Consider the following 24,304-nt stretch of genomic DNA (forward strand, 5'->3'; position numbering starts at 1 on the left):
GCCAGCTGTGATGTGACTGAGTATCGACGTTCGTCACCCCGGAAGGTGCGCGCGCTCACCGTCGTGGTCGAAGATCGACACGATCTCGGCCGGCCCGTCCACCGCCGACATCCCGTGCGGCACCATCGTCGAGAACTCCGCCGCCTGCCCCGGCGGCACCAGGATCACCCGATCCCCCAGGTGCAGCCGGATCGTCCCGGAGATCACGGTGAACCACTCCCGCCCGGGATGTACACCCAGGTTGTTGGGGTCGGTCCGGTGTTCGGCGGTATACCGGATCTTCGCCACCGTCACACCACCCGGCGTCTGGTCACGAGACAGCTTCCACATGGTCATACCCGCGGAGCTGTGGGGCTCCGGCCGGATCACCACGTCCTCGTCGTTCGCGGGTTCCACAAGCTGATCGAGCGTGGTCCCGAGAGCACGCGCGATCGGCACCAACTGGTCGAGTGCGACCCGCCGGTGCCCGGTTTCGATCCGGCTCAGCGTCGACGGACTCAGATAACAGCGTGCAGCCAGCGCGTCGAGGGTCCATCCCTTGGCCACCCGCAGGCCCCGGATGCGCTGTCGGACGACCGCATCGATTTCTTGCTCCATACGCAAGAGCGTATGCCAACAGCGCATCCTCTCGCTACCGTAGATGTCATGACGGATACCTCGCCGACCCAGCACGGTGGGCACCCACGACACGGACACTCAGGACACGGGCACCAGGCACACGGCCACCACCACGACCACGACCACCCGATGGCCGACGGAATGGCCGAGGTGCTCGACCTCGATGCAGCCGCCACCGGGCAGTACGTCGACGCCCTGGCCGACCAGATCTCCGCGCTGGCACCCCGACCACGCACGATCATCGATCTCGGCTCGGGCACCGGCACACTCAGTCTTGCGCTGGCACGACACCTACCCACCGCGGAGGTCATCGCCGTCGACAACTCACCGGAGATGCTTGGCCGGGTCACCGCGGCCGCACAACGGGCAGGCCTCGACGATCGGGTCCACACCCTGCAGGCCGACCTCGACGCCGCACTTCCCTCCGACCTCACCGACGTCGACGTCGCGTGGTCGTCATCGACCATGCACCACTTCGCCGATCCCGCGGCTTTACTCCGGTCGGTGCACGACGCGCTCCGACCCGGAGGCATCATCGTCGTCGTCGAACTCGACGGGCTCCCGGCGTTCCTCCCGCCGGACTCCCCGGAGGGAGCGCTGGAAGCGCGACTTCAGGACATCATGTCCGAGCGCGGCGCGAACGCCCATCCCGACTGGACACCAACCATCACCGGCGCCGGATTCGAACTCGTCGACACGGTCACCTTCGAGAACCGGCCCGCCCCTCGGGATCTCACCGCCCGCTACGCCGTCGCATGGATCTCACGCATGCGCCAGGGCCTCGACGACGACCTGTCCGACACCGAGCGCGCCACCCTCGACGACCTACTCGACCCGAACCATCCGTCGTCGCTGCACCGACGCGACGACCTCACCGTCCGCACCCGTCGCACCGCCTGGATCGGGCGACGATCCGACCACCCCCGAGGAGAAAACCCATGAGCACCAACCACTTCGACGTCGCCATTGTCGGCGGCGGGCCAGCCGGACTCAGCGCCGCGACCACCCTCGCCCGCTCGTTGCGATCGGTGATCGTCATCGACGCCGGCGAACCCCGCAACGCTCCCGCCGACGGCGCCCACAACGTCCTCGGGAACGAGGGCATCCGACCGACCGAACTGCTGGAGAAGGGGCGCGCCGAAGCCCATGGCTACGGCGCCGAGATCCGTTCCGGCACAGTGATCGGCGCCGCCCGCACCGATACGGGATTCACCCTGGACCTGGCAGACGGCGACACCGTCACCGCTCGACGCGTCCTCCTCGCCGCCGGGCTGGTGGACGAACTGCCGGATGTCCCCGGAGTCCGGGAACTCTGGGGCTCGACGGTCCTGCACTGCCCGTACTGCCACGGCTACGAGGTCCGCGGCAGGCGCATCGGCGTCCTCGGCACCAACCCGATGTCACTACACCAGACGCTGCTGTTCAGCCAGCTCAGCGACGACGTCACCTTGTTCACGCACACCATGCCACCCGTCGAACCCGCTGAGCTCGAACAACTGTCGGCGCTCGGAGTGACGATCGTCGACGGCCCCGTGGACCATCTCGACATCGCCGACGACGCGCTGCGGGCCGTCGTGCTCGGCGACGGCACCACGGTGGAGCGCGACGCCCTCGTCGTCGCCCCTCGATTCGTGGTGCGCTCGGAGTTGTACACGCGCCTCGGCGGGACCCTCAGCGACCATCCGATGGGTGGGCAGTTCATCGCAGCCGACCCGATGGGCGCCACCGACATCCCCGGCGTGTGGGCGGCTGGCAACGTCGCCAATCTCGGTGCGACGGTGTCCGTTTCGATGGGCGCCGGGGTGACCGCCGGCGGTGCGATCAACATGGATCTCGTCGCCGAGGACGCCCGACGCGCGGTCGACGCCCGCGGGGTCGGCGCCACCGCCGCGGTCTGACAGCTCAGGTCTGCCGAGTCAGGCTGCGAAACCCTCGAGGACCGCGCGCGACCCGGACAAACCGAGCCGGGTCGCGCCGGCCCCGATGAGTTCGGCGGCGAACTCGGCCGTCCGGATACCGCCGCTCGCCTTCACACCGGCACGGTCGCCGACCGCATCCCGCATGAGCCGCACCGCCTCCACGGTCGCACCGCCCGATGGGTGGAAACCGGTGGACGTCTTCACCATCGACGCCCCGGCCTGGACGGCACGCCGACACACCTCGGTCACCGTGTCCGGTCCGGCGAACTCCAGCAGAGCGGCGGACTCGATGATCACCTTGAGCACGACGTCACCGATCGCCTCCCGGACGGTCAAAACATCGGCGAACACCTCGTCGAACCGGCCGTCGACTGCCGCGCCCACATCGATCACCATGTCGATCTCGTCGGCGCCGCTGTCGACGGCCAGCCGGGCCTCGGCCGCCTTGACCAGCGAATGGTGCTTACCCGAGGGAAAACCCGCGACCACACAGGTCTGGAGCGACCCGGTCTCGATGGGCAGCATCGACGGCGACAGACACACCGCGTAGACACCCAGCTCCGCGGCCTCGGCAACGGTGGCCTCGGCCGCCGCACGGGTGGCCTCCGGCTTAAGCAGAGTGTGGTCGATCATGGCCGCGACATCACGGCGGGACAGGTCGGTGGTGATCACACAGACGAGCTTGGCACACTGACAGTCGTGGCAGCACCAGAGCCGACCCCGGCACAACCGACACCGGCGCGACCTACCCCTTCTGGGGCCGACCCAGAGCACCGGTACGTCCTCACCCTCGGATGTCCCGACCGGACGGGCATCGTTGCGCGCATCTCCGGATTCCTCGCCGACATCGGCGGCTGGATCACCGAGGCCGGCTACCACTCCGACAGCGAGACGGGCTGGTTCTTCACCCGTCAGACCGTCCGCGCCGGTTCCGTGCAGATCGGGCTGGACGAGATGCGGGAGCGATTCGCGCGCGAGGTGGCGGCCGAGATCGGCCCTGAGACGGAGTGGCGACTCACCGACACCGGCTCACCGAAGTCGGCGGTACTGCTGGTCAGCAAGGAAAGCCATTGCCTCGTCGACCTCCTCGGCCGTGCGCATCGTGGCGAGCTCCCGGCGACGGTCTCCGCGGTGGTCGGCAACCATCGGGATCTCGAGGAGTTGGTGACACGGTTCGACGTGCCGTTCCACCACGTGCCGTTCCCGTCGGAGGGCAAGGCGCAGGCGTTCGAGGAGGTCGCCGGCATCGTCGAGGGGTACGCGCCCGACGCCGTGGTCCTGGCCCGCTTCATGCAGATCCTGCCGCCGCAGCTGTGCGATGCGTGGGCCGGCCGCGCGATCAACATCCACCACAGCTTCCTGCCGAGCTTCGTCGGCGCACGGCCGTATCACCAGGCGTTCGCGCGGGGGGTCAAGCTGATCGGCGCGACCTGTCACTACGTCACCGCCGACCTCGACGCCGGGCCCATCATCGAGCAGGACGTCATCCGGGTCGACCACAGCGACACCGTCGCGGACATGGTCCGTCAGGGTCGCGACATCGAGACGATGGTGCTCTCCCGCGGCCTGCGCTGGCACCTCGAGGACCGCGTTCTGGTCCACGGCCGCAAGACCGTCGTCTTCACCTGAGGCCCTCAGGGAGCAGGTGACATCCCTCAGCAGCGAATCTTCGCCCCCTCAGAACCCGAAGTCGCCGAAGTCCCCGCCGCCGAAATCGCCACCGCCGTCGAAGAATCCGCCTCCGCCGTCTCCCATGTCGCCGTCGCCCATGTCGCCACCACCCATGTCGCCGCCGGCATCACCGGCGTCGCCACCCTCGAGCGCACCGGCGTCGCTACCGTCACCGGCACCGCTCTCGAAGGCGTTGGCGTCGTAGTTGACTCCGGCCATCCCGGAGAACAGCGCCGAGAACAGGAACATCGAACCGATGCCCCAGGCACCGGCGACAAGGGCGGGCTTCCACCACGGCTCGGAGTACCAGCCGGCGGGAACCGGTCGTCCGGCGACGCGGCCGCCCGGATAGTAGTTGGGTGTCCGCGACGACGGGCTCGGCGAGGCCTCCACCTGGCGGCCCTCGAAGTCGACGGTCCGGTCCTCGGTGACCGAGCCCGCGCTCTTCTGCCCTTCGAGCTCCGGAACCACAGGACCCGGGTCCATGTTCATCGCGGTGCGGGCGGCCCGCACGTAGTACAGGCCCTCGAGGGCCGTCTGCTTGGCGAGCTTCGCCTGCGCCGGCGAGTTGGCCTGCTCGATCTGCGATCCGGCCGCGTTGTAGCGTTCACCGGCGTCGGCCAGGGCCTGCTTCGATGCCGGACCGTCGCCGACCAGCATGAACACCTGCCCGCCGAGTCGTTCGATGGCCTGCCGCGCGTCGGCCTTGGCGTCGTCGAGTTCGCGGGCCGCATTGACCCCGGACCGTTGCTGGGTCATCACGACGATGCCGACGACGACCAGGACCACGACAGCGATCAGGATCAGTGCGTTCATCTCTTCCTCCGTTGGGGATTCCACCTCAGATGCCGTCCCCGGACCGCGATGGCGTCCCGTCGAGACCGACAAAATCGGACATGTCCCAGCGTACCGGCGAACCGGATGTGGCTGCGCCGACCGAACGCCGGCGGCCGGCGATCAGGCCGCCGAGCAGTCCCCGGACCCGCCGGTCATCTGACCGGACAGCGCCACGTCCTGGCCGTCGACGGCGAAGTCGACGCCCTGGTCGGTGACCTGCATGCTCTGCACGGTGACCTCGTCGAAGAGCGGCCCGAACAGCGAGTCGGAGACACTGTCGACGACCTGCTGAGCGAAGTCCGACGGGATGCCGAAGATGAACGCGCTCGCCTTCACCACTTCGAAGTCCACCCGGCCCTCTTGCAGCACGGGGCGGATCGTCGTCGACACCGGGATCGGCAGGAACGCGACCTGAACGGCGGAGTCCACCTGGATCGTGCCGTCCGCGGCGTTGCCGGTCATCGTCTCGATGCTCGCGCCCTGCATCAGACCGCCTGCACCGGACTGACCGTTGCCGGACGTCGACGGGTCTGCGCCCGCCGTCGCCTGCTGACTCATCGCGACGACCCGATCGAACGGGACGAACCCGTTCCCGACGAGCGACCGGATGTTGGAGGAGTCACCCTCACCCGTGATGCCTTCGGCGCGCGCATGCAACCGCATCTCCCCGGGTTCATCGACGGTGTCGATCTGCACGAACGGGATGTCGTTGCCGAATCCCTGCAGCAGCATCGGTTTACGACTGAGCGACACCGTGGTCTCGGTGCCGGTCAGCTCGGTGAACGCGCTCTCCATGCAGTCGGTCGCCTTGTTGCGCAAGTACAGTTCGCTGCCGACCGCGGCGATGACGAGCATCAGGATGACCGCGACCGAGACCAGCCCGACGATCTTGCCGGTGCTGCGCTTCTTGGCGGGCGACGTCGACACCACCCCGGACTGCGCATCCGGAGGGATCGGCGCGAACCCATCCGACTGGGCATCGAAGCCGCCGGTGTGGCCGGGCCCGAACTGCGCGGTCTCGGTGCGCGGGATCTGCGAATAGGCGCGCGGGGACTCATCGGTGGGAGCCGCGGCACCCAGCTTGGCCGTGTGGTCGTCGGCGTGTTCACCGGCGGGATGCTGATCGGCGGGGTGGTCCGGATCCCGGGGCGTCTGCGGGTCGTCACCACCCGATCCGGGCCGGTCGGTGTTCTGGCTGTCGGTCATGTCGCGCGGTCCTCAGTTGCTGCTCGGTCAGTTCGTACTCGGTGCCGAGACCTGTTGGATGGGCCGCTCGTTGTCGAGGACGGCCAGGGCCTTGCGTGCCTTCTCCACTGTGCCCAGGTCGACATCGTGAACCCCGACCTGCACGCCTTCGTCGTATGCGGCGACCACGGTACCGAAGGGATCTGTGAGTTGGCTGTGACCTATTCCGGTGGGCGCCGACGATTCCCGGACCTCGGGATCGGTGGGCAACGCCTGTCCGACGGCCGCCACATAACAGGTCGAATCGAGAGCGCGTGCGGTGGCCAACGCCTGCCACTGGTGCACCTTGCCGGCACCGGCGCCCCAGGATGCCGGGACAACGATGACCTGCGCTCCGCGACGGGCCAGCGCGGTGAACAACGCCGGGAACCGGATGTCGTAGCAGGTTGCGACGCCAACCGTGACGTCGTCGACGGAGAAGGTGACCAGCTCGTCCCCCGGCGCGACCGTGCGGGACTCGGTGAACCCGAACGCGTCGTACAGATGGATCTTGTCGTAGGACCGGCGTGACCCGTCGGGCGCGGCGATGACCAGCGTGTTGGCCACGCGGTCACCCGCCGGCGTGAACATCCCGGCCACCACGGTGACGCCGTGCCGTGCGGCGATCGCCGACACCTCGGTGGCCCAGGGTCCGTCGATCGGCTCCGCGATCGGACCGAGCTTCACGCCGAACCGACACATCGTCGCCTCGGGCAGCACCACCAGATCGGCCCCGCCCGCGGACGCCTCGGCGACGGCCGCATCGACCTGTTCGAGGTTCTTCGACGGGTCGGTGCCGGAGGTGATCTGCGCCATGGCGATTCGCATGGCCACCAGGGTAGTGATCGCCGAGGACGTGACAAGCGTGCGATGGAACGGTATTCGAACAATCGGATGACCCCGGGGCCCGGCTGTCCTCAGGGTTCGACTGTCCTCAGGGTTCGACTGGACTCAGGGCGGGGCGACGACGGACCAGGGCACGGTCAGAATGTTGTCGACGACGCGCCCCCGCGGGATGGCGACCGGGACGCCTTGCTCACGCAACAGGGTCAGCGCGTGCCGCCACCGCGTGCGCGGCCCGAACGCGGCATGTGTCGCCGCGATATCCCAACAGCGGTCGGCCCGGACCAGCAACTCGTGGATCGGCTGACCCGGCACGTTGTGGTGGATCAGGATCTTCGGTAGCCGCTCGGCGAGCTCGGAAGGGCGCTCGGTGTGTTCGGGCGACCAGCTCAGGGTCAGCGACCGTGGACCGTCGGCATCGAGGACGATCCAGCAGCATCGGCGACCGATCTCGTCACAGGTGCCCTCCACGATCAGTCCGCTGGGTGCCAGTGAACGCTGCATTCGCGCCCATGCGTCGGCGACCTCGAATTCGTCGTACTGGCGGAGGACGTTGAATGCCCGCACCAGATGAGGTCGCAGCCCGGCGAGTTCGAACCCACCGAGGGCGAAACGCACGCCGTCGCGGGGTTCGACGATCCGCTCGGGATCGATCTCGAGACCCACCATCTCCAGGTCGGGCGCGTTCGGCCGCAGCCGCCGGGCCATCTCCACGGCGGTGTCCGGGCGGGCGCCGTAGCCCAGGTCGACGACGAGTGGGCGCGGAGTGGAGCTCAGCAGTGAAGCGATCGCCGAGTCATGGGCCATCCACCGATCCACCCGCCGCAGGCGGTTGATGTTGGTGGTGCCGCGGGTGACCCGGCCGTGAGGTTTCATGCCGCGATCGGCGACCCGGCGATTGTGCAGGCAGACGTCAGAGGTTCTTCTTGACCCAGTCGGCCGCGTACTCGGCCTCGGCGCGGAAGAGGTCGACGAGGTTGACGAGCATGAGCTGCTCGAGTTTGCCGTTGACGAACGGGATGAACACCTTGACCTCGGTGGTCTTGCGGATGGTGCAGCCCGTCTCGGTCGGGAAGAGCTCCTGCCAACCCTGCAGGCTGCCCGGGCCGGCCGGGATCGAGGCGTTGTAGTTGCCCTTGGTGTTGTCGGGGTCGAAGGGGCCGAAGGACTCCTCGCGCGTGATGACCATGTCCTTCATCAGCACGGTCTGGGCCAGCTGGGGCAGCTGGTCGCGACCGATGGTCTGCTTGAGGACCACGCGCAGGCCGGTCTCGTCGGAGGTGAACTCCTCGACCGCGCAGTGCGGGGAGATCATCTGGAATCCGGCCATCATGTCGTCCCAGTACTGCCGGGTGCTCTGGGCCTGGTAGAGCGTCTCCGCCGGGTGGGTGAAACGCGCCGAGTAGCTGAGCCGTCGTGCCATGGGGATCAGGCTACGTTACCGATTCGTTGCTTCCCAATTCTTCCGGCGGAACGTCGGAGGGTCGTCACGACGGGCTGCGATGCGCGGCCTCCCAGGCCACGGTCTGCTCTTGCTCGGCGTCCAGCAGTTCGACGAGCTGATCGATGATCGCCTTCTCGATCTTGCCGCCGACGAAGGGGACGCTGACCTCCACATCCGCGGTGTAGCGCGTGGACGCGGGATCGCCGCTGGTCACGAACGCCCCGTTCACCTTGGCCGGTGCCCCGGACACGGTCGCGGTCATCTCACCGGTGATCCGGTCGCCGGCGAGGGTGAACGTGTTGCGGCGCGGGATCTCCAGATCCCCCGGACGGACCTTGGTCACCACCGACGGCAGCTTCTCCGCCGGCACACCCTGCTGCATCACGACGGTGATGGTGTCGCCGGTCACGTCGAAGGAGTCGAGTTGGCCGTGACTGGAGTTGATGGCATCGAGCAGGTCCCGCCAGTACTGCTCGGACGAAAGGATCTCCCACAACCGCGATACCGAGAAGGGATAGGACACCGTGTGTTCCATGGTGCTCGCCATGAGGGTGAGGGTACCGGAGATCACCGACCCGGCTACGGTTGGTCGGGTGAGCGACCCCGTGCCCGCCGGCCCGGCCCGACAGACGCAGGACACCCTGCTGTCCTCGGTGACGACGCTGCGCCTGGGCGGCCCTGCGCGTGCCTTCGAACGATGCCTCGACACCGACCATCTGATCGGCGCGGTCACCGACCTCGACCGGCAACGGCACCGCTGCCTGCTCGTCGGCGGCGGATCGAACCTGGTGGTCGCCGACGAGGGGTTCGACGGCACCGCGGTACTGATCGAGTCATCCGAGGTCACCTTCGGCACCGAAAACGGCCGCTCGTATGTGACCGCCGACGCCGGAGTCGACTGGGACGGTTTGGTCGCGGCGACCGTCGACGCGGGATTCGGTGGGCTGGAATGCCTTTCGGGCATACCAGGAGCAGCCGGTGCCACCCCGGTGCAGAACGTGGGCGCCTACGGCGTCGAGGTGGCCGACCTACTGCGCGACGTCGACCTCCTCGACCGGCGCTCCGGCGAACGACGCCGGGTGACGCCGTCCGCACTCGAACTCGGCTACCGGACGAGCAATCTCAAGCACCGCGACGACCATGTGGTGCTCGCGGTCTCCTTCTGGCTCAACGAGAAACGCGTCAGCCGCCCCATCCGGTACGGCGAACTGGCCGCGACCCTGGGCCTCGAACCCGGCGCGCAGTCCGACGCGGCGGAGGTCCGCGAACAGGTACTGGCCCTGCGACGTGGCAAGGGCATGGTCCTCGACGCCGACGATCACGACACCTGGAGTGCCGGTTCGTTCTTCACCAATCCGGTGCTGACCGCCGACGAAGCGGTGCCCGTGTTGCGCCGTATCCGAGATCAGGTCGGCTCCGACATCACCGTCCCGACCTACCCCGCGGGCGACGGCGTCAAGCTGTCGGCGGGGTGGCTGATCGAACGCGCCGGGTTCCGGCGTGGCTACCCCAGCCCCGGCGCGCCGGTCCGCCTGTCGACCAAACACACTCTCGCGCTGACCAATCGGGGTGACGCGACCACGGACGAACTCCTCGATCTCGCTCGCGATGTCCGTGACGGTGTGCGTGCGGCGTTCGGGGTGGATCTGCACCCGGAGCCGGTGCTCGTCAACTGCTCGCTGTAGTCCCGACCGCCTCGGCGTCGGCAGCGACAGCGTCCTGGCGCCCCACATCGACCAGCACGTCGTCGAGCAATTCGTTGAAACGTACGTCCGCCTCGATGCTCGACATGTGTCCGACACCGTCGAGCACGATCAGATCTCGAAGTGAACCGTTGCGCCGCAACACCTCTGCCATCTCCTCCGCATGGACGGGCGGGGTGAGGCGATCTTCGGTACCGACCACGACGGTCGTCGGTACCCGCAGCGCTTCGAGGCCGGCGACGACCTCCAGCTTGCCCATCGCCGATCCCCACCCGGCCCGCGAGCGCGCCGGACATTCGGCGATCATGCGATCGACGAAGTCGACGTGCGCCTTGCGCGCGTTGGGGCCCAATGCGATGTAGTGCGACAGCCACGCACTGTGCGCGGTGTGCGGCAGCGGTACGGGCGCCGAGGTGACGAGTTTGCCGACGGTCGTCTCGAACGGCTTGGTGTAGCGCGGTAGCCCCACCGGAATGAGCAGGTGATTCTGCACGACCGCCTGCGCCGCGGTGGACGTGAGCACCACCGACGACACCCGCGAGGAGATCTTGTCGGGGAACTGCGCGGCCCACGACAAGATCGTCATGCCGCCCATGCTGTGGCCGACGAGGATCGCCCGCCGCCCCTCTGGCACCACCGCGTCGAGCACCGCGTCGAGATCCTGACCGAGCATCGCGATGGTCGGCCGGACCCGACCCAGCTGGCTCGCACCATGCCCGCGCTGGTCATAGGCGACGACCGGCTTCGTCGCGGCAAGGTGATTGATCTGCGGATACCAATAGCGGATGCTGCAGGTCCACCCGTGCACCATGACGACGATGTCGTCGTTGGTGTCGTCGGGCCCGTGGGCTTCCACGTTGAGTCGCACACCGCCGGCGGTCTCCACGCTCATCCGCCGCGGCTCGGCCCCGGGTGTGGCAAGCAGATCATCGGGCCCGTCGTCGAGGGCCCGCTCCGCACGGAACGCCTCGCGGAGCAGTCCCGCGAAGATCGTCCCGATCCCGGCGGCCACCACGCCGACCCCCACCGCCGCAGCTGCGCCGGCGATGGTCGCGATCGGCCCCGGCTTCCGCACGGTCAGTGCTCTCATGATTCCCCCTCATGTCGAACGATGCCCTCGGGCCGGTCCCCCACGGCACGCAGTTCGGTGACACCATCGGCGTCGGACGAGTCCGACTCCAAACCGGTGGCCACACCTTCACCGTCGGGCGCGCTGGCGTCGAAGTAGGTGCTGGCCTCGCCGATCGCCGCGGAGATCTGCCGGTCGAGGGCCTGACGGAACGTCGACTCGACGATGTCGTGCGCCATCGGTCGCACCGTCTGGATCAGCTCGGCCATCTTGCTGACCTGCTCCTCCCCGAGGTCGGGCAGGTTCTCGTCGAAGTACTTGTCGGTGATGATCGAGACAAAACTCTTGGCGACGTCATCGAGGTCGTCCTGCACACGGACCCACCGATCGAGCAGGACGTCGATGTCGATCCCGGCCTTGACCAGGGTCTCGGCCCCTTCGAGCAGTTCCGGGTTGCGGATCGCGTAATGGGCGCCGTCCTTGGCCAGCAACCCGAGTTTCTGACTCAGCGCGATCGACCGGTCGGTGGCGTTCAGCGTCTTGCGCAGTTCGGTGATGGTGATGGTGGCCGCGCGCTTGAAGTTGCGGAAACGTCCGCCGCGGGGAGCACCCCGCAACACCTGCTCCACCCGCATCCCGTAGTGGGCGGCGTGCAGCAACTCGCTGATGGTGGCAAACGTGTAGCCACGTTCGAGCATGCGGGAGATCAGATTGAGCCGGACCAGGTGCTCATCGGAGTACCAGCCGGTGCGGCCACGGATGATAGGTGGCGGAAGCAGGCCGCGGTCCTGATAGACGCGGATGTTGCGCACGCTGACACCTGACGCCTCTGCCAGTTCGTTGATCCGGTACTCGGCCACTTAGCCAGTGTATTCACCCTGCCCGTGCGGTCGGAAACAACCGCCGGGCCGGGCACGTCACGCCCGCTTGCTGAACCAGCGCTTGCCCTGGATCTCGTCGACCCGCGGACGGACGTCGACGATGTAGACCAGCATCGCGACCACACCGATGATCCCGAGCAGGTTCACCGCCCCGAACAGCCAGATGAACAGGGTCGCGGCGGCCAGGATCGACACCCAGATCACCTTGCTCTGCCGGTCGACCGCCGGGAACGCATCCTTGCGCTGCATTGCCGCATGAATCAACGCCACCGCCGCGGCGACCCCGGCAACCAGGGTCAGCAGCAGCAGGATCAGATTCTGGCCGTAGGCCATAAAACTCATCAGGTCCACGAGGCCAGCTTAGACTCCGATCGCCGCGGCGTCGCCGAGCCGAGCGTCGGAGAGCACCACTCAGGCCTCGTCGGGGGTCATCCGCTGCGGAGGTGTCTTCTTCGCGGGCGCCTTCTTGGCCGGCGCTTTCGTCGCAGCCTTCTTGGCGGCCTTCTTCGCCACGGCCTTCTTCGCCGGTTCCTGCACCGACTCGGCCTTCTTGGTGGCTGCCTTCTTGGCGGGCGCCTTCTTCGCCGGAGTCTTCTTCGCGGCGGTCTTCTTCGCTGCAGTCTTGACTGGGGCCTTCTTTGCCGGTGCCTTCGCCGGGGCCTTCGTCGCTGTCTTCGCCGGGGTCTTCTTCGCCGGGACCTTCGTCGCGGGCTCGTCGGCGACGTCCGCCCCGGAGGTGATCCCGGCCATGGTGGCGGCACGTTCCCCGACCGCGCGGGTCTGGGTGGAGATGGTGCCCAGCGCATCCTCGGTCAGGCCGAGCGCGTCGTTGTACACCTTCTCCAGCTTCGGCAGGTTCTCTCCGACGAGAGGCTGCGCCTTGAGCCGTTCCACCACATCCTCGCCGCGTTCGGACAGGGCGGTCAGCAAGCCCGCGGCGACCGCGAGATACGCCTCGGCGACCTTGCGCAGTTCATCGGGCCCGAACTTCGCGAGCAGGTCGTCGATCTCGGAGGGGACCTCGACCGGCAGAGCCGACAGGCGCGCCTTGGCATCCTCGAACACCGCCAGGGCCGAATCCCGGGTGTCGTCCACGCGGCTCTGCGCGCGGGCCTGGGCTTCTCCGAGACGCTTCTGCGCCTCCTCCCCGGCAGCGCCACCGCGCTCGCGCAGATCGGTGAGCAACGCGGTCACCTGCTCGATGACCGTGTTCAAGGGATTCTCCGGCATGTTCACTCCTTGGCGTCGGTGTTCTCTCTGCGGAACGACTCATAGATCTCGAGCAGCATCTGCTTCTGGCGTTCGCTGATCGAGTCGTCGGCGAGGAGCGCGTCACGCACGGGGCTCGCCGGACGTTCTTCGAGGATGCCCGCGCGGACGTAGAGCACCTCCGCGGACAGCCGCAGACCCTTGGCGATCTGCGCGAGGACGTCGGCCGACGGCTTACGCAGACCTCGTTCGATCTGGCTCAGGTACGGGTTGCTGACGCCGGCTCGTTCGGCGAGCTGACGCAACGACACCTCGGCGGCGATCCGCTGCGTCCGGATGAAGCCGCCGATGTCCTGCGCGGCCGTCGCGACGGCGTCCTGCGCGGCGGTCGCCACCGCCTCGACGGCCTCGACCGGACCGGACGAACCACCGTCGTCGGCCTCATCCGACGGCGTCGCGCCATCGGCGGGGTCGGGAAGGTCGTTCTCGTCCGGCGTCATCACTCTCCCGTGTCGGTCCTGCTCACCAGTATCAGCGGGAGTGCTAGCACGTGCAAGCAGACGGGCTCCCCCAAACCCGCTCACCCGAAGACGAGGACCGAGACCGTGTAGATCGTGAGACCGGCCAACGCGCCGACGACGGTTCCGTTGATGCGGATGAACTGCAGATCGCGACCCACCTGCAATTCGATCTTGCGACTGGTGTCGTCGGCGTCCCAGCCCCGCACCGTCTCGGTGATCACCGAGATGATCTCCTGCGAGTAGTTCGCGGCGACGTGCTGGGCCGCACGCACCACCCAGCCGTTCATCTTCTCCTGCAGCGGCCGGTCGTCGCGGATGCGGATGGCGAGGCGGATCGCGGCGTCCGACAAAGAGTTCCGCAACGTGCTGTTCGGGTCGCTGAGCATCTGTTCGATGACCGCCTTGCCGGTCTTCCATGCGGTCGACGCGGCGTCGGAGACCTCGTCGCGCCCGATGAGTTCCTGTTTGATCTTCTCGAATCGCTCGATCGTCTCCGGATCGTTCTGCAGATCGTCGGCGAACTGCTCCACGAATGTGTGCATCGACCGGCGCAACTGATGCTGCGGGTCGGTCTTCACCTTGAAGGTGAAGTCGACGAGTTCGCGATAGATCCGGTCGCCGAGCAGGACGTTGACGAACTTGGGCTTCCACGACGGCCCGACATCTTCGTCGACGACGCGGTCGATGAGATCCTGGCTACCGAGCGCCCACTCGTGTGCGCGGTCGCACGCGAGCTGGAACACCGGCTCGAGACGGTCCTCGGCGATGAGTTGCTCGAGGACACGCCCCAGGGGCTGCGCCCACTCCGGCTCGCCCGCCCATTTGATGGCGTGCTCGATGAGCTTCTCGATGTCCTCGTCGCGCAGCATCTCCGCGGCGAGCGCGATCAACCTGGCGGCTTCGTCGGAGACCCGCGGCGCGTTCGCCGGGTCGGCCAGCCAGGTGGACAGACGTCGGGGTAGATCGAGGGTCTGGGCGCGGTGTTCGATGACGTCGGGCGTCATGAAGTTCTCTTCGATGAACCCGCCGAGCTGCTCGCCGATGTCGTCCTTCTTCTTGCGGATCAGCGCGGTGTGCGGGATCGGCAGGCCCAGCGGGTGTTTGAAGAGTGCGGTGACCGCGAACCAGTCGGCGAGGGCACCGACCATGCCCGCCTCGGACGCCGCGCGCACATAGCCGACCCAGGCCGCGACGTCGGCACCGTCACGATGCTCGATATACCGGGTGAACGTGTAGACGACGGCGGCGAACAGCAGGAACCCGGTCGCGACGACCTTCATCCTGCGCAGGTCGCGGCGGCGGGCGGTATCGCCCTCACCGTCGGCCCCGAACCCGAGCGACGCCCGCGGCGGCTCTGTCGCGGGCGGACGATCCGGCGACCCGGAGACGTCCGAAATGACTGTTGGCGGCATTGAACCAGTTTTACCCGGCACCCACTAGGCTGGCCAGGTGACGCCCAACCGGCCCAGTCCCGCGGTGGCCGCCCGCACGGCCGTGACCGCCGCAGCGAACGTGACCCGAGGGCTCGAACACGCGTTGCGCAGCACTGTCGCCGACCCGACGACCAAGCCGGATGGGCGACGTAGGCGCTGGGAGAAGCACAAGGCGAACCGTCGCACCGAACTGACCGACGGCACGATCGACGCCGTCCGGGTACTCGGCGCGGATGTCGGGATGGACGAGATCGCCGCGCACATCGGTGTGTCGAAGACGGTGCTGTATCGCTATTTCACCGACAAGAACGACCTCGCCGTCGCGACCGCCGTGCGCTTCTTCGAGACCACGCTGCTGCCCCGACTGACCGAGACGATCACCGACGACGTGGACGAGTACACGCTGACGCGCACCGTCATCGAGGTGTACGTGACCGCCGTCGCCGACGAGCCCAATTTGTACAAGTTCGCCCTGACCGGCGCGCCGTCGTCGGTCGCCACGGCGGACTCGGAGAAGTTGGTCGCGCAGTTGATGACCGATCTGCTCGTCCTGCGGATGTCCGAACGCGACGCCGACACCTCAGGCGCCGAGGTCTGGTCCAACGCACTCGTCGGCGCGATCCAGCGTGCGGTCGATTGGTGGATGACCGAGCGCTCGATGCCGGTGGGCGATCTGATCGACTATCTGACGATGCTGTCGTGGAGTTCGATCGTCGGGATCGCCGCGGTCAACGGATCCCGTCAGGCGTTCGTCGCGGCGCCCCCGACGCTGCCCGAACCCGCCGACGACGGCCGGGGTGGCGGCCGTGTGAACTCGATCGAGAACGCCACATGACGCGAACCGCCCTGGTCACCGGAGGGAGCCGCGGCGTCGGTCAGGGTGTCGCCGCCGCTCTCGTCACCGCCGGATGGCGGGTCTACGTGACCTCGCGGCACGGCACCGGACCAGACGGCACCGTCCCGCTGGCCTGCGATCACACCGACGACGCGCAGGTCGCCGACGTGTTCGACCGCGTGGCGCGGGAGGCGGGCGGCCTCGACCTGTTGGTCAACAACGCGTGGGCCGCGCCGCGCGGCTTCGGCGGCTTCTCCGACAGGTTCTGGGAACGGCCGGTCGACGACTGGGACACCCTGATCGAGGTCGGCCTTCGAGCGCACTATGTCGCGTCGGTGCACGCGGCCCGGCTCATGGTCGAGGCGGGCAGTGGGTTGATCGCATCGATCTCGTCGTTCGGATCCCGTGGTCACCTGCACTCGGTGTTGTACGGGATGAGCAAGTCCGCACTGGACAAGATGGCCTTCGACATGGGCCACGAACTCGCCGGCACCGGTGTCACCGCGGTGTCGTTGTGGCTGGGGCTGATCCGCACCGAACTGCTGCTGTCCCTCGGAGTGGACGAGTTCGCCGGGTTCTCGCTCCAGCGCGCCGAGGACCCGGAGTTCGTCGGCCGGGTGATCGCCGCACTGGCCGACGACCCCGACCTCACCGATGTCAACGGCCACACTCTCGTCACCGCAGAACTCGGTGCCCGCTACGGCATCACGAACAACGACGGAACCGCGCCCGACTCCCACCGCGGCGCTTTCGGCGGTGGGCCGCTGTTCCCTCCCGCCGCGACCGAACCAGGTCAACCACGTGAATCAGGTGAACCACGAGGAGAGGACGTCCATGGGTAAGCACAGCCCCACCGCCGGCTGGACCGTGCCGGCCGCCGAGGCGTTGCGGGTCACCTCCACCGGCCCGATCGCCGATTTCGACCCGTCATCGACACCGGGCTTCGACGGCGACAAGAGCACCGGAGCGGAGTTCCTCGCCGAGCGCGGTGAAGTTCTCGCCGATCTGCAGGAACTGTTGTACGCCAACGGTCGTGCCGGCGATCACCGTTCGGTGCTGCTCGTTCTGCAAGGTATGGACACCGCCGGCAAGGGCGGGATCGTCCGTCATGTCGGCGGCCTGGTGGACCCACAGGGGCTGAGCATCAAGGGATTTGGGCCGCCGACGCCCGAGGAGCAGCAGCACGATTTTCTCTGGCGCATCCACCAGGCGCTGCCGGCCGGCGGGCGCATCGGCATCTTCGACCGCTCGCACTACGAGGATGTGCTCCCGGTGCGGGTGCACAACCTGGTGCCGAAGTCGCAGTGGGAGAAGCGCTACGAGCTGATCAACAAGTTCGAGCGTGACCTCGTCGCCGCCGGTACCACCATCATCAAGTGCTGTCTCGTGGTGTCGAAGGCCGAGCAGAAGGAGCGGCTGTCCGAGCGCCTGGAACGGCCCGACAAGCACTGGAAGTACAACCCGGGCGACATCGACGAACGGGGGTTCTGGGACGACTACCTGGAGGCCTATCAGGCCATCTTCGATCGCTGCGACAGCGCGAACGCCCCGTGGTTCCTGATCCCGTCCGACCGCAAATGGTTTGCGCGACTCGCCGTCTGCGAACTGCTGATCGCTGCGCTCGAGGGACTGGGACTGGACTGGCCGAAGGCCGACTTCGACGTTGAGGTAGAGAAGGAGCGGGTCGCAGCGCTCGACGACTGACCGGTCACATCGTCACGGAATCGTTGTCCCCCTGTTCTCGTCCCCAGAGCCGCATTGCCTAACGTCACTGACATGAGAACCCGATCCATCATCCCGATCATCGGAGTGGCCGCGCTCCTCGCCGCGTGCTCAGACGACCCCGACGGCGGTTCCTCCAACCGCGGCTCCGGGTACTCCGGTACCGGCGCCGGTGAGGTGTCGATCGGCAACGCCTTCATCACGCCCGAGAACATCGGCGGGCGCTGCGCACTCCAGGTCGGCGGCGAGGCCGGTTTCCGCTACATCATCTCCAACGGATCGGAAACCGACCCGGTCACGTTCACCGGCATCTCCACGGATGTCGCGGAGTCCGTGCAGATCTCGCCGGCCGGGCCGAAGCAGATCGAACCCGAGTCCGAGATCAATTCCGGCGTCCCGGGCGCCGACCTCGCGCCCGGCGACGGGGCCTTCACCACCACCCTGATCGGCCTGCGTGAGGACGCCGAACCCGGTCAGTCGTTCACCGTCACGTTCACCTTCGAGAACTCGGACCCGGTGGACCTGATCGTGCCCGTGGAGGCGTGCCCGGCCGCGTGAGGCTCGAGGCGCCCCGCGCGCCCCACCCTCCGTCGACTGGGCGCCATTCCCCGTCGACTGGGTGCCGTTCTTCGTTGACTGGGTGCCGTTCTTCGTTGAGTGGGCGCCATTTCCGTCGACTGGGCGCCGTTCTTCGTTGACTGGGTGCTGTTCCCCGTTGAGTGGGCACCGTTTCTTGTTGAGTGGGCGCCACTTCCTGTTGAGCGTGTGCTCAGGACGTAGCCGTGCGTCCCCCGGCACGAAGTGCCGAATGCGCAGCCACCCCGATCACCAAGCCCCAGAAGGCCCCGCCGATGCCGAAGAAGGTGAGACCCGACGCGGCCGCCACGAACGTCAGCGCCGCCGGTATCCGCGTCTCGACCGCTGCGAACGCTCCCATCAACGCAGCGGCGAAGGTCCCCAGAAGAGCCAGGCCGGCAACGGCTTCCACCAGGCCGCCGGGCGCGATGGCGGCCATCGTCACCAACGCCCCGGACACCGCCGCCAGCGCGAGGTAGCTCACCCCGGCCGACACTCCGGCGATCCATCGGCGGGACCGGTCCGGTCCGGCTTCGTCTCCGGCGGCGAGTGCCGCCGACAGCGCGGCCAGGTTGATGGCATGACCGCCGAACGGCGCGACGACCGCGGTTCCCGCGCCGGTCACCGCCATCGCGGCCCGCCACGGGGTCGCATACCCGAACGACGACAGAACGGCGACCCCCGGGATGTTCTGCGCCGCCATGGTCACCACGAAGAGCGGGACGGCGATGCCCACGATCGCCGCGACATCCAGCTGCGGGGTGGTCCACGTCAACGTCGGCAACCACGTCGAGTCGGCGTGCAGTTCGTTGCCGGACACCGACACGTAGACCACGATGACGACGAGCGCGGTCACCAGGGTGAGCGGCATCGCCCACCGGGCCAGCCAGCGCGTCGCCGCCAGCCAGACCGCAAGCACCGGGAGCGTCGCGAACGGCTCGGCGGCCAATGACTCCATCGGCGCCAGACACAGCGACAACAACACCCCGCCGAGCATCGCCTGGGCTATCGGGGTCGGAATCCGCGCGATGAGGTCGCCGAGCGCGGGTATCAAACCGACCACCATAATCAGGCCGCCGACGACGAGGAACGCACCGACAGCGGCGGGCCATCCAGCGTCGTGGCTTGCGCCCATGCTGACGAGCAGAGCCGCTCCGGGAGTCGACCACGCGAGGGTGACCGGTGCGCGCGACCGCACGCTGAGCACGATGATCCCGATACCGAACACCACGGTCAGCGCGAACAGTCCCGACGCCGCCTGCTCGGGCGTCGCCCCCACGGCCCGCAAACCGGCGATCACCACCGCAAACGATGAGGTGAAACCCACCAACGCCGTGACGATGCCGGCGATGATCGGCTCGCGCAATCCGGCCTGTGCTCTGATGGTCATCTGTGCAGAATAGGCGACCGTTCTGTTTACGGAACGGTCGCCTGCGTGCGAACCGTCAGAAAGGCCATCCTTGCCGTGACCATCGACCAACGCCGACGCGAGATCGGTGCCCGCATCGCGATGACGCGATCCGAGCGCAGGATGTCGCTGTCGGAACTGGCGCGGCGCGCCGGTATCGGTAAGGGCTCGCTGTCGGAGATCGAGTCGGGACAGCGAAATCCAACGCTGGACACCCTGTACGCCATCGCCGGCCCACTCGGTGTACCGCTGACCGCACTGCTCGGCGAGGAGGCCGGCACCGAAGGCAGTGGCGAGCACCTGCTCGCCCGCGTGCTGCACGTGGAGCACCATCCCGACGGCACCACGACCGAGGTCGTCTGGCTGACCGTGCTACCGGGCGGAACCCGGGTATCGCCGGCACACGGCCCCGGCGTCACCGAACACGTGCTGGTCGTCGACGGCGAGCTCACCGCCGGCCCGCTTGGCTCGGAAAGCCGTGCGGTAAGCGGTGATTCGATGCAATGGCGCAGCGATGTCGAGCACAGCTATCGGAGCGGCGATACGCCCGCACAGGCGGTGCTGACGATTCGTTCCCCGGCGGTTGACTGATAGCGGTGGCGGCGAAACGCGGCCGGCGGACATAGCACTCGGCCCCGCTCACCACATGGGATGAGCGGGGCCGAGTCCGTATGCGTGGCCGAGTCAGATCAGCTGGAGGCCTTCTTGGCCGGAGCCTTCTTCGCAGGCGCCTTCTTGGCCGGAGCCTTCTTGGCAGCGGCGACCTTCTTGGCCGGCGACGACTTGGACGTGCGCGCCTTGGCCTCGACAGTGCCTGCCGCACCACCGATTTCCGAAGCGGCCTCGGCGGTCTCGCCCTTGATGACCTCGCCGGCCTCCTCGATGTCGGCGGCGACATCTTCGACACGGCTGCCGACCATGCTGGTCAGCTTGGCAGCGCGCTCACCGACGAGGCGGGTCTGCGACGACACCACACCGAGCGCGTCTTCGGTCATGTCGACCGCGTCGTTGTAGTACTTCTCGGCGCGACCCAGGTTCTCCTGGACGACCGGCTGCTGACGCAAGCGCTCGACGGTGGTCTCGCCACGCTCGGCCAGCGAGTTGTAGAACTCGGTCGCGCTGTCGAGGTAACCCTCGGCGAACTTACGCAGTTCCTCGCTGGTCAGCTTTCCGCGCAGCTCCTCGATGCCTGCGGGAACATCCTCGGGCAGCGCGTTGATGCGGGTGCGGGCCTCGTCGATCCTGGTCTGCGCATCGTCGCGGGTCTGCTCGAAACGCGACTGTGCGCTCTCCGAAGCGGCTTCGGTGCGTTCGCGCAGCTGGGCGATGATGTCGTTGAACTGGGTGAGGACGTAGTCCCCGGCGCCGACTGCGGCGTAGAGCGGGTTGGCGAGTGTACGTGTGGATTCACTCATGGTTCACACCTCCTGTGTGATGGGCGGAAGTCGGTTGTGGCCACCAGGGCGCGACTTCGCGGATGACCACCCCCACAGATCACCCGGTGCCAGATCCCTCGAACGACGCCGTGTCTCGACGTCTGTTCGGCGTATCCGCCTGGTTCCACAACCCAGTATCCACAACTTGCTAGCAAATGCAAGCACGCAGCAAGCGCAGGTGTGAGATGTCACGCGACGTTGATCTGGCGTCAACATGCCCGACGCCTGCCAAAAATGGCCGTCCTCCGGGGGACGAGCCACGAGCTACTTGGCCGTCCCGTTCTCGGCGTAAGGATAGAAACCGCGACCGGCCTTCTTGCCCAGTCGACCCGCCTCGACCATGCGCAGCAACTGCGGGGGCGGCGCGAAAAGGGGTTCCTTGAACTCCTCGTACATGCTGTCGGCGATGGCCTTGACGGTGTCGAGACCGACGAGGTCGGCCAGTTTCAGCGGCCCCATCGGGTGAGCGCAGCCGAGCACCATCGCCTTGTCGACGTCCTCGACGGTGGCGAAGCCGCTCTCCACCATGCGGATCGCCGACAAAAGGTAAGGAACCAGCAGTGCGTTGACGACGAACCCGGACCGGTCGGCCGACTTCACGACCTGTTTGCCGAGTACGTCGTGGGCGAAATCCTCGGCGCGAGTGCTCACGTCGGGGGATGTCATCAGGGTGGTCACGAGTTCCACCAGGGGCAGCACCGGAACCGGGTTGAAGAAGTGCATGCCGATGACGCGGCCCGCATCCTGTGTTGCCATGCCCAGCTTCATGATCGGGATGGATGAGGTGTTGGAGGCGAGGACCGCGTCGGGGTCGGCGACGACCTTGTCGAGATCGGAGAAGATCCGGGTCTTGACCGCCTCGTCCTCGACCACGGCCTCGACGACGAATTGCCGATCCGCGAAATCGCCGATGTCGGAGGTGAATCGGAGCCGCGAGACCGCCTGCTCCCGCTCACGCTCGGTCAGTTTTCCACTGGACACGCCACGATCCAGCGACCGCAGAATGCGGCTCCGACCGGCGACGCAGAGTTCGCGGGAGGACTCGTAGACCAGGACGTCGGTGTGCGCACGCGCGCACACCTCGGCGATGCCGCCGCCCATCTGGCCGGCGCCGACAACACCGACCCGAGAGACCTTTTCGGTTGCCATTGCGGGCTCCTCGGACTGCAATACGTGGGTAAATGAAACCCGGGGTGAGCAGAGTGGTAACCCTGCTCACCCCGGGATCATGTAGGGCAACGGTTTTCGCCGTGGCGACCGGTTCTAGTGGAACTGGCCTTCCTCGGTCGAGCCCTTCAGCGCCGCGGTCGACGTGTTCGGGTCGACGGTGGTGGCGATGCTGTCGAAGTAGCCGGCGCCGACCTCACGCTGGTGCTTGACGGCGGTGAAGCCGCGCTCGTCGGCGGCCTTGAACTCACGGTTCTGCAGGTCGACGAAGGCGGTCATCTGCTCGCGGGCGTAGCCGTAGGCCAGATCGAACATGCCGTAGTTGAGCGAGTGGAAGCCGGCCAGGGTGATGAACTGGAAGGTGAAGCCCATGGCGCCCAGCTCGTTCTGGAACTTGGCGATGGTGCTGTCGTCGAGGTGCTTGCTCCAGTTGAACGACGGGCTGCAGTTGTAGGACAGCAGCTGATCGGGGAACTCGGCCTTGACCGACTCGGCGAACTTGCGAGCCAGCTCGAGATCCGGGGTACCGGTCTCCATCCAGATCATGTCGGCGTACGGCGCGTAGGACTTGGCACGCGCGATGCACGGCTCGATGCCGTTCTTCACGTGGTAGTAGCCCTCGGCGGTGCGCTCGCCGGTCACGAACTCCTTGTCACGGTCGTCGACATCGGAGGTGATGAGGGTGGCGGCCTCGGCGTCGGTGCGCGCGATGACGACGGTCGGGGTGCCCGAGACGTCGGCGGCCAGGCGAGCCGAGTTCAGGGTGCGGATGTGCTGCTGGGTCGGGATGAGCACCTTGCCACCGAGGTGACCGCACTTCTTCTCCGAGGCGAGCTGATCCTCCCAGTGGGTACCGGCGGCACCCGCGGCGATCATGGCCTTCTGCAGCTCGTACACGTTGAGGGCGCCACCGAAGCCGGCCTCGCCGTCGGCGACGATCGGCACGACCCAGTTGTCGACGGAGTCGTCACCCTCGACGCGGGCGATCTCGTCGGCGCGCAGCAGCGCGTTGTTGATGCGACGCACCACGTTCGGCACCGAGTTGGCCGGGTACAGCGACTGGTCGGGGTAGGTGTGGCCCGACAGGTTGGCGTCACCGGCGACCTGCCAACCGGAGAGGTAGACGGCCTTGAGGCCGGCGCGAACCTGCTGCACGGCCTGGTTACCGGTCAGCGCGCCCAGCGCGTTGATGTAGCTGCCGTCACCCTTGGTCACGCCGTCCCACAGGATCTCGGCGCCACGACGGGCGAGGGTGTGCTCTTCGACGACCGAACCCTGCAGCTCGGCGACCTGCTCGGCGGTGTAATCACGCTTGACGTTGTTCCACCGCGGGTTGCTGTCCCAGTCCTGCTGGATCTCCGCAGCGGTGCGGGGCTTTCCGACGTTGCTCATTGCCTACTTCACTTTCCGTTCGTTGGCTCAACAGTTCTGCATCGTTCCCGGTGGCGCCCGGGGCCGATCTGCTGACAGACGGCCGTCGTCACACGCCCTGCCCGCAAAATGTGCGAACAAGTCCGCGTCGTCTGGCGGTGTCTGAACCAAGAGTGCCACAGGACAAACCTGCAGGTCCAATCCCTTTCAGGTGCAAAATTGGGCCACAGTTCGGCGAAGTTTTGCAAATTTTGCGAAGCTGTCGGTGTGAATATCGCAGCAGGTCGCGCCAAAAAGTACGCGCGTACTGCATGTTTAATCTACCGGCCGGTAGCCCCGATGGCGAGGCGACGCCATCAACGACCCACAACGACGCAGCGGGCACGCCCTCGGTGTGTGATGGGTTTCACGTTCGCC

General features: G+C 67.4%; 27 protein-coding genes. 9 read left to right on the plus strand and 18 right to left on the minus strand.

Annotated elements, in window-relative coordinates:
* Nucleotides 1-33: 33 nt before the first annotated feature.
* On the minus strand, nucleotides 34-597 hold the full coding sequence (locus tag VZC37_RS05620) for a helix-turn-helix domain-containing protein (protein WP_330431414.1): 564 nt from the start codon (nucleotides 595-597) through the stop codon (nucleotides 34-36).
* A gap of 48 nt (nucleotides 598-645) precedes the next feature.
* On the opposite strand from VZC37_RS05620, the gene VZC37_RS05625 reads away from it, so the two are divergent.
* Together VZC37_RS05625 and VZC37_RS05630 are read left to right on the plus strand one after the other, a co-directional pair.
* Entirely contained in the window at nucleotides 646-1,560 is a 915-nt protein-coding gene (locus VZC37_RS05625) for a class I SAM-dependent methyltransferase (RefSeq protein WP_330431415.1), read from the plus strand.
* Entirely contained in the window at nucleotides 1,557-2,516 is a 960-nt protein-coding gene (locus tag VZC37_RS05630) for an NAD(P)/FAD-dependent oxidoreductase (RefSeq protein WP_330431416.1), read from the plus strand. The genes VZC37_RS05625 and VZC37_RS05630 overlap by 4 nt, the downstream gene beginning before the upstream one ends.
* Nucleotides 2,517-2,534: 18 nt before the next feature.
* Here the strand turns inward: VZC37_RS05630 and deoC are convergent, their stop codons facing one another.
* Nucleotides 2,535-3,209, minus strand: coding sequence for a deoxyribose-phosphate aldolase (gene deoC, locus VZC37_RS05635; protein ID WP_330431417.1), 675 nt, complete (start codon nucleotides 3,207-3,209; stop codon nucleotides 2,535-2,537).
* 27 nt (nucleotides 3,210-3,236) lie between these two features.
* Between deoC and purU the strand changes: the two genes are divergently transcribed.
* Nucleotides 3,237-4,166, plus strand: coding sequence for a formyltetrahydrofolate deformylase (gene purU, locus VZC37_RS05640; protein ID WP_330431418.1), 930 nt, complete (start codon nucleotides 3,237-3,239; stop codon nucleotides 4,164-4,166).
* Between the two features lie 48 nt (nucleotides 4,167-4,214).
* Here purU and VZC37_RS05645 read toward each other — a convergent pair whose 3' ends face one another.
* The 6 genes from VZC37_RS05645 to VZC37_RS05670 all read right to left on the minus strand — a co-directional run bounded on the left by VZC37_RS05645 (nucleotide 4,215) and on the right by VZC37_RS05670 (nucleotide 9,103).
* On the minus strand, nucleotides 4,215-5,024 hold the full coding sequence (locus tag VZC37_RS05645; RefSeq protein ID WP_330431419.1) for a DUF1542 domain-containing protein: 810 nt from the start codon (nucleotides 5,022-5,024) through the stop codon (nucleotides 4,215-4,217).
* A gap of 141 nt (nucleotides 5,025-5,165) precedes the next feature.
* Nucleotides 5,166-6,251: a DUF2993 domain-containing protein gene (locus tag VZC37_RS05650; RefSeq protein WP_330431420.1), complete on the minus strand. Its 1,086-nt coding sequence runs from the start codon at nucleotides 6,249-6,251 to the stop codon at nucleotides 5,166-5,168.
* 27 nt (nucleotides 6,252-6,278) lie between these two features.
* Nucleotides 6,279-7,097, minus strand: a complete 819-nt coding sequence (locus VZC37_RS05655) for a carbon-nitrogen hydrolase family protein (RefSeq protein ID WP_330431421.1) — start codon at nucleotides 7,095-7,097, stop codon at nucleotides 6,279-6,281.
* 123 nt (nucleotides 7,098-7,220) lie between these two features.
* A complete protein-coding gene (locus VZC37_RS05660; protein WP_330431422.1) occupies nucleotides 7,221-7,988 on the minus strand; it encodes a class I SAM-dependent methyltransferase in 768 nt (255 codons plus the stop codon).
* A 37-nt stretch (nucleotides 7,989-8,025) separates the two neighbouring features.
* A complete protein-coding gene (locus VZC37_RS05665; RefSeq protein WP_330431423.1) occupies nucleotides 8,026-8,535 on the minus strand; it encodes a DUF2505 domain-containing protein in 510 nt (169 codons plus the stop codon).
* A 64-nt stretch (nucleotides 8,536-8,599) separates the two neighbouring features.
* Nucleotides 8,600-9,103, minus strand: coding sequence for a DUF2505 domain-containing protein (locus VZC37_RS05670; RefSeq protein ID WP_330431425.1), 504 nt, complete (start codon nucleotides 9,101-9,103; stop codon nucleotides 8,600-8,602).
* On the opposite strand from VZC37_RS05670, the gene VZC37_RS05675 reads away from it, so the two are divergent.
* Nucleotides 9,102-10,241 (plus strand): UDP-N-acetylmuramate dehydrogenase, encoded by a 1,140-nt coding sequence (locus tag VZC37_RS05675; RefSeq protein ID WP_431309324.1) that lies wholly within the window; start codon nucleotides 9,102-9,104, stop codon nucleotides 10,239-10,241. The two genes, VZC37_RS05670 and VZC37_RS05675, sit on opposite strands and share 2 nt — an antisense overlap.
* Here VZC37_RS05675 and VZC37_RS05680 read toward each other — a convergent pair.
* From VZC37_RS05680 to VZC37_RS05705, 6 genes are all read right to left on the minus strand, one after another.
* Complete coding sequence (locus VZC37_RS05680; protein ID WP_330431427.1) at nucleotides 10,225-11,349, minus strand: alpha/beta fold hydrolase; 1,125 nt, start codon at nucleotides 11,347-11,349, stop codon at nucleotides 10,225-10,227. The genes VZC37_RS05675 and VZC37_RS05680 overlap by 17 nt on opposite strands.
* Nucleotides 11,346-12,188: a MerR family transcriptional regulator gene (locus tag VZC37_RS05685; RefSeq protein ID WP_330431428.1), complete on the minus strand. Its 843-nt coding sequence runs from the start codon at nucleotides 12,186-12,188 to the stop codon at nucleotides 11,346-11,348. Before VZC37_RS05685 ends, VZC37_RS05680 begins: the two co-directional genes overlap by 4 nt.
* A gap of 57 nt (nucleotides 12,189-12,245) precedes the next feature.
* On the minus strand, nucleotides 12,246-12,542 hold the full coding sequence (locus VZC37_RS05690) for a DUF2516 family protein (protein ID WP_330431717.1): 297 nt from the start codon (nucleotides 12,540-12,542) through the stop codon (nucleotides 12,246-12,248).
* 78 nt (nucleotides 12,543-12,620) lie between these two features.
* Entirely contained in the window at nucleotides 12,621-13,439 is an 819-nt protein-coding gene (locus VZC37_RS05695) for a heparin-binding hemagglutinin (RefSeq protein WP_330431429.1), read from the minus strand.
* A gap of 2 nt (nucleotides 13,440-13,441) precedes the next feature.
* Nucleotides 13,442-13,918 (minus strand): helix-turn-helix domain-containing protein, encoded by a 477-nt coding sequence (locus tag VZC37_RS05700; protein ID WP_330431430.1) that lies wholly within the window; start codon nucleotides 13,916-13,918, stop codon nucleotides 13,442-13,444.
* 80 nt (nucleotides 13,919-13,998) lie between these two features.
* Nucleotides 13,999-15,351 (minus strand): DUF445 domain-containing protein, encoded by a 1,353-nt coding sequence (locus tag VZC37_RS05705; protein WP_330431431.1) that lies wholly within the window; start codon nucleotides 15,349-15,351, stop codon nucleotides 13,999-14,001.
* 100 nt (nucleotides 15,352-15,451) lie between these two features.
* Here VZC37_RS05705 and VZC37_RS05710 point away from each other — a divergent pair, with 100 nt between their 5' ends.
* The 4 genes from VZC37_RS05710 to VZC37_RS05725 all read left to right on the plus strand — a co-directional run bounded on the left by VZC37_RS05710 (nucleotide 15,452) and on the right by VZC37_RS05725 (nucleotide 18,487).
* Nucleotides 15,452-16,207, plus strand: a complete 756-nt coding sequence (locus VZC37_RS05710) for a TetR/AcrR family transcriptional regulator (RefSeq protein WP_330431718.1) — start codon at nucleotides 15,452-15,454, stop codon at nucleotides 16,205-16,207.
* The gene (locus VZC37_RS05715) at nucleotides 16,204-17,049 is read left to right on the plus strand and encodes an SDR family NAD(P)-dependent oxidoreductase (RefSeq protein ID WP_330431432.1); all 846 of its coding nucleotides are present in this window, start codon (nucleotides 16,204-16,206) and stop codon (nucleotides 17,047-17,049) included. The genes VZC37_RS05710 and VZC37_RS05715 overlap by 4 nt, the downstream gene beginning before the upstream one ends.
* Nucleotides 17,042-17,911: a polyphosphate kinase 2 family protein gene (locus VZC37_RS05720; RefSeq protein ID WP_330431433.1), complete on the plus strand. Its 870-nt coding sequence runs from the start codon at nucleotides 17,042-17,044 to the stop codon at nucleotides 17,909-17,911. Before VZC37_RS05715 ends, VZC37_RS05720 begins: the two co-directional genes overlap by 8 nt.
* Nucleotides 17,912-17,983: 72 nt before the next feature.
* The gene (locus tag VZC37_RS05725) at nucleotides 17,984-18,487 is read left to right on the plus strand and encodes a copper chaperone PCu(A)C domain-containing protein (protein ID WP_330431434.1); all 504 of its coding nucleotides are present in this window, start codon (nucleotides 17,984-17,986) and stop codon (nucleotides 18,485-18,487) included.
* Nucleotides 18,488-18,698: 211 nt separating this feature from the next.
* On the opposite strand, the gene VZC37_RS05730 is transcribed toward VZC37_RS05725, so the two are convergent.
* Nucleotides 18,699-19,895 carry a benzoate/H(+) symporter BenE family transporter gene (locus tag VZC37_RS05730; RefSeq protein WP_330431435.1) on the minus strand — a complete coding sequence of 399 codons (1,197 nt, stop codon included), beginning with the start codon at nucleotides 19,893-19,895 and terminating at the stop codon, nucleotides 18,699-18,701.
* Between the two features lie 45 nt (nucleotides 19,896-19,940).
* Between VZC37_RS05730 and VZC37_RS05735 the strand changes: the two genes are divergently transcribed.
* On the plus strand, nucleotides 19,941-20,504 hold the full coding sequence (locus VZC37_RS05735) for a helix-turn-helix domain-containing protein (protein ID WP_330431436.1): 564 nt from the start codon (nucleotides 19,941-19,943) through the stop codon (nucleotides 20,502-20,504).
* A gap of 98 nt (nucleotides 20,505-20,602) precedes the next feature.
* Here VZC37_RS05735 and VZC37_RS05740 read toward each other — a convergent pair whose 3' ends face one another.
* The 3 genes from VZC37_RS05740 to aceA form a co-directional block, all read right to left on the minus strand.
* On the minus strand, nucleotides 20,603-21,328 hold the full coding sequence (locus tag VZC37_RS05740) for a heparin-binding hemagglutinin (RefSeq protein ID WP_330431437.1): 726 nt from the start codon (nucleotides 21,326-21,328) through the stop codon (nucleotides 20,603-20,605).
* Nucleotides 21,329-21,613: 285 nt separating this feature from the next.
* Nucleotides 21,614-22,498, minus strand: coding sequence for a 3-hydroxybutyryl-CoA dehydrogenase (locus VZC37_RS05745; protein ID WP_330431438.1), 885 nt, complete (start codon nucleotides 22,496-22,498; stop codon nucleotides 21,614-21,616).
* Nucleotides 22,499-22,612: 114 nt separating this feature from the next.
* Nucleotides 22,613-23,908 carry an isocitrate lyase gene (aceA, locus tag VZC37_RS05750; RefSeq protein WP_330431439.1) on the minus strand — a complete coding sequence of 432 codons (1,296 nt, stop codon included), beginning with the start codon at nucleotides 23,906-23,908 and terminating at the stop codon, nucleotides 22,613-22,615.
* Nucleotides 23,909-24,304 lie beyond the last annotated feature (396 nt).

Origin of the sequence: Gordonia sesuvii, assembly GCF_036350415.1 — a bacterium.
Taxonomy (GTDB): Bacteria; Actinomycetota; Actinomycetes; order Mycobacteriales; family Mycobacteriaceae; genus Gordonia; species Gordonia sesuvii.

Excerpts from the sequence above, each read along its gene's own strand:
- VZC37_RS05620 (WP_330431414.1), bottom strand. The coding sequence starts at position 597 with ATGGAGCAAGAAATCGATGCGGTCGTCCGACAGCGCATCCGGGGCCTG.
- VZC37_RS05625 (WP_330431415.1), top strand. The coding sequence starts at position 646 with ATGACGGATACCTCGCCGACCCAGCACGGTGGGCACCCACGACACGGA.
- VZC37_RS05630 (WP_330431416.1), top strand. The coding sequence starts at position 1,557 with ATGAGCACCAACCACTTCGACGTCGCCATTGTCGGCGGCGGGCCAGCC.
- VZC37_RS05645 (WP_330431419.1), bottom strand. The coding sequence starts at position 5,024 with ATGAACGCACTGATCCTGATCGCTGTCGTGGTCCTGGTCGTCGTCGGC.
- VZC37_RS05650 (WP_330431420.1), bottom strand. The coding sequence starts at position 6,251 with ATGACCGACAGCCAGAACACCGACCGGCCCGGATCGGGTGGTGACGAC.
- VZC37_RS05655 (WP_330431421.1), bottom strand. The coding sequence starts at position 7,097 with ATGCGAATCGCCATGGCGCAGATCACCTCCGGCACCGACCCGTCGAAG.
- VZC37_RS05660 (WP_330431422.1), bottom strand. The coding sequence starts at position 7,988 with ATGAAACCTCACGGCCGGGTCACCCGCGGCACCACCAACATCAACCGC.
- VZC37_RS05665 (WP_330431423.1), bottom strand. The coding sequence starts at position 8,535 with ATGGCACGACGGCTCAGCTACTCGGCGCGTTTCACCCACCCGGCGGAG.
- VZC37_RS05675 (WP_431309324.1), top strand. The coding sequence starts at position 9,102 with ATGAGGGTGAGGGTACCGGAGATCACCGACCCGGCTACGGTTGGTCGG.
- VZC37_RS05670 (WP_330431425.1), bottom strand. The coding sequence starts at position 9,103 with ATGGCGAGCACCATGGAACACACGGTGTCCTATCCCTTCTCGGTATCG.
- VZC37_RS05680 (WP_330431427.1), bottom strand. The coding sequence starts at position 11,349 with ATGAGAGCACTGACCGTGCGGAAGCCGGGGCCGATCGCGACCATCGCC.
- VZC37_RS05690 (WP_330431717.1), bottom strand. The coding sequence starts at position 12,542 with ATGGCCTACGGCCAGAATCTGATCCTGCTGCTGCTGACCCTGGTTGCC.
- VZC37_RS05695 (WP_330431429.1), bottom strand. The coding sequence starts at position 13,439 with ATGCCGGAGAATCCCTTGAACACGGTCATCGAGCAGGTGACCGCGTTG.
- VZC37_RS05700 (WP_330431430.1), bottom strand. The coding sequence starts at position 13,918 with ATGACGCCGGACGAGAACGACCTTCCCGACCCCGCCGATGGCGCGACG.
- VZC37_RS05705 (WP_330431431.1), bottom strand. The coding sequence starts at position 15,351 with ATGCCGCCAACAGTCATTTCGGACGTCTCCGGGTCGCCGGATCGTCCG.
- VZC37_RS05715 (WP_330431432.1), top strand. The coding sequence starts at position 16,204 with ATGACGCGAACCGCCCTGGTCACCGGAGGGAGCCGCGGCGTCGGTCAG.
- VZC37_RS05720 (WP_330431433.1), top strand. The coding sequence starts at position 17,042 with ATGGGTAAGCACAGCCCCACCGCCGGCTGGACCGTGCCGGCCGCCGAG.
- VZC37_RS05725 (WP_330431434.1), top strand. The coding sequence starts at position 17,984 with ATGAGAACCCGATCCATCATCCCGATCATCGGAGTGGCCGCGCTCCTC.
- VZC37_RS05730 (WP_330431435.1), bottom strand. The coding sequence starts at position 19,895 with ATGACCATCAGAGCACAGGCCGGATTGCGCGAGCCGATCATCGCCGGC.
- VZC37_RS05740 (WP_330431437.1), bottom strand. The coding sequence starts at position 21,328 with ATGAGTGAATCCACACGTACACTCGCCAACCCGCTCTACGCCGCAGTC.
- VZC37_RS05745 (WP_330431438.1), bottom strand. The coding sequence starts at position 22,498 with ATGGCAACCGAAAAGGTCTCTCGGGTCGGTGTTGTCGGCGCCGGCCAG.
- aceA (WP_330431439.1), bottom strand. The coding sequence starts at position 23,908 with ATGAGCAACGTCGGAAAGCCCCGCACCGCTGCGGAGATCCAGCAGGAC.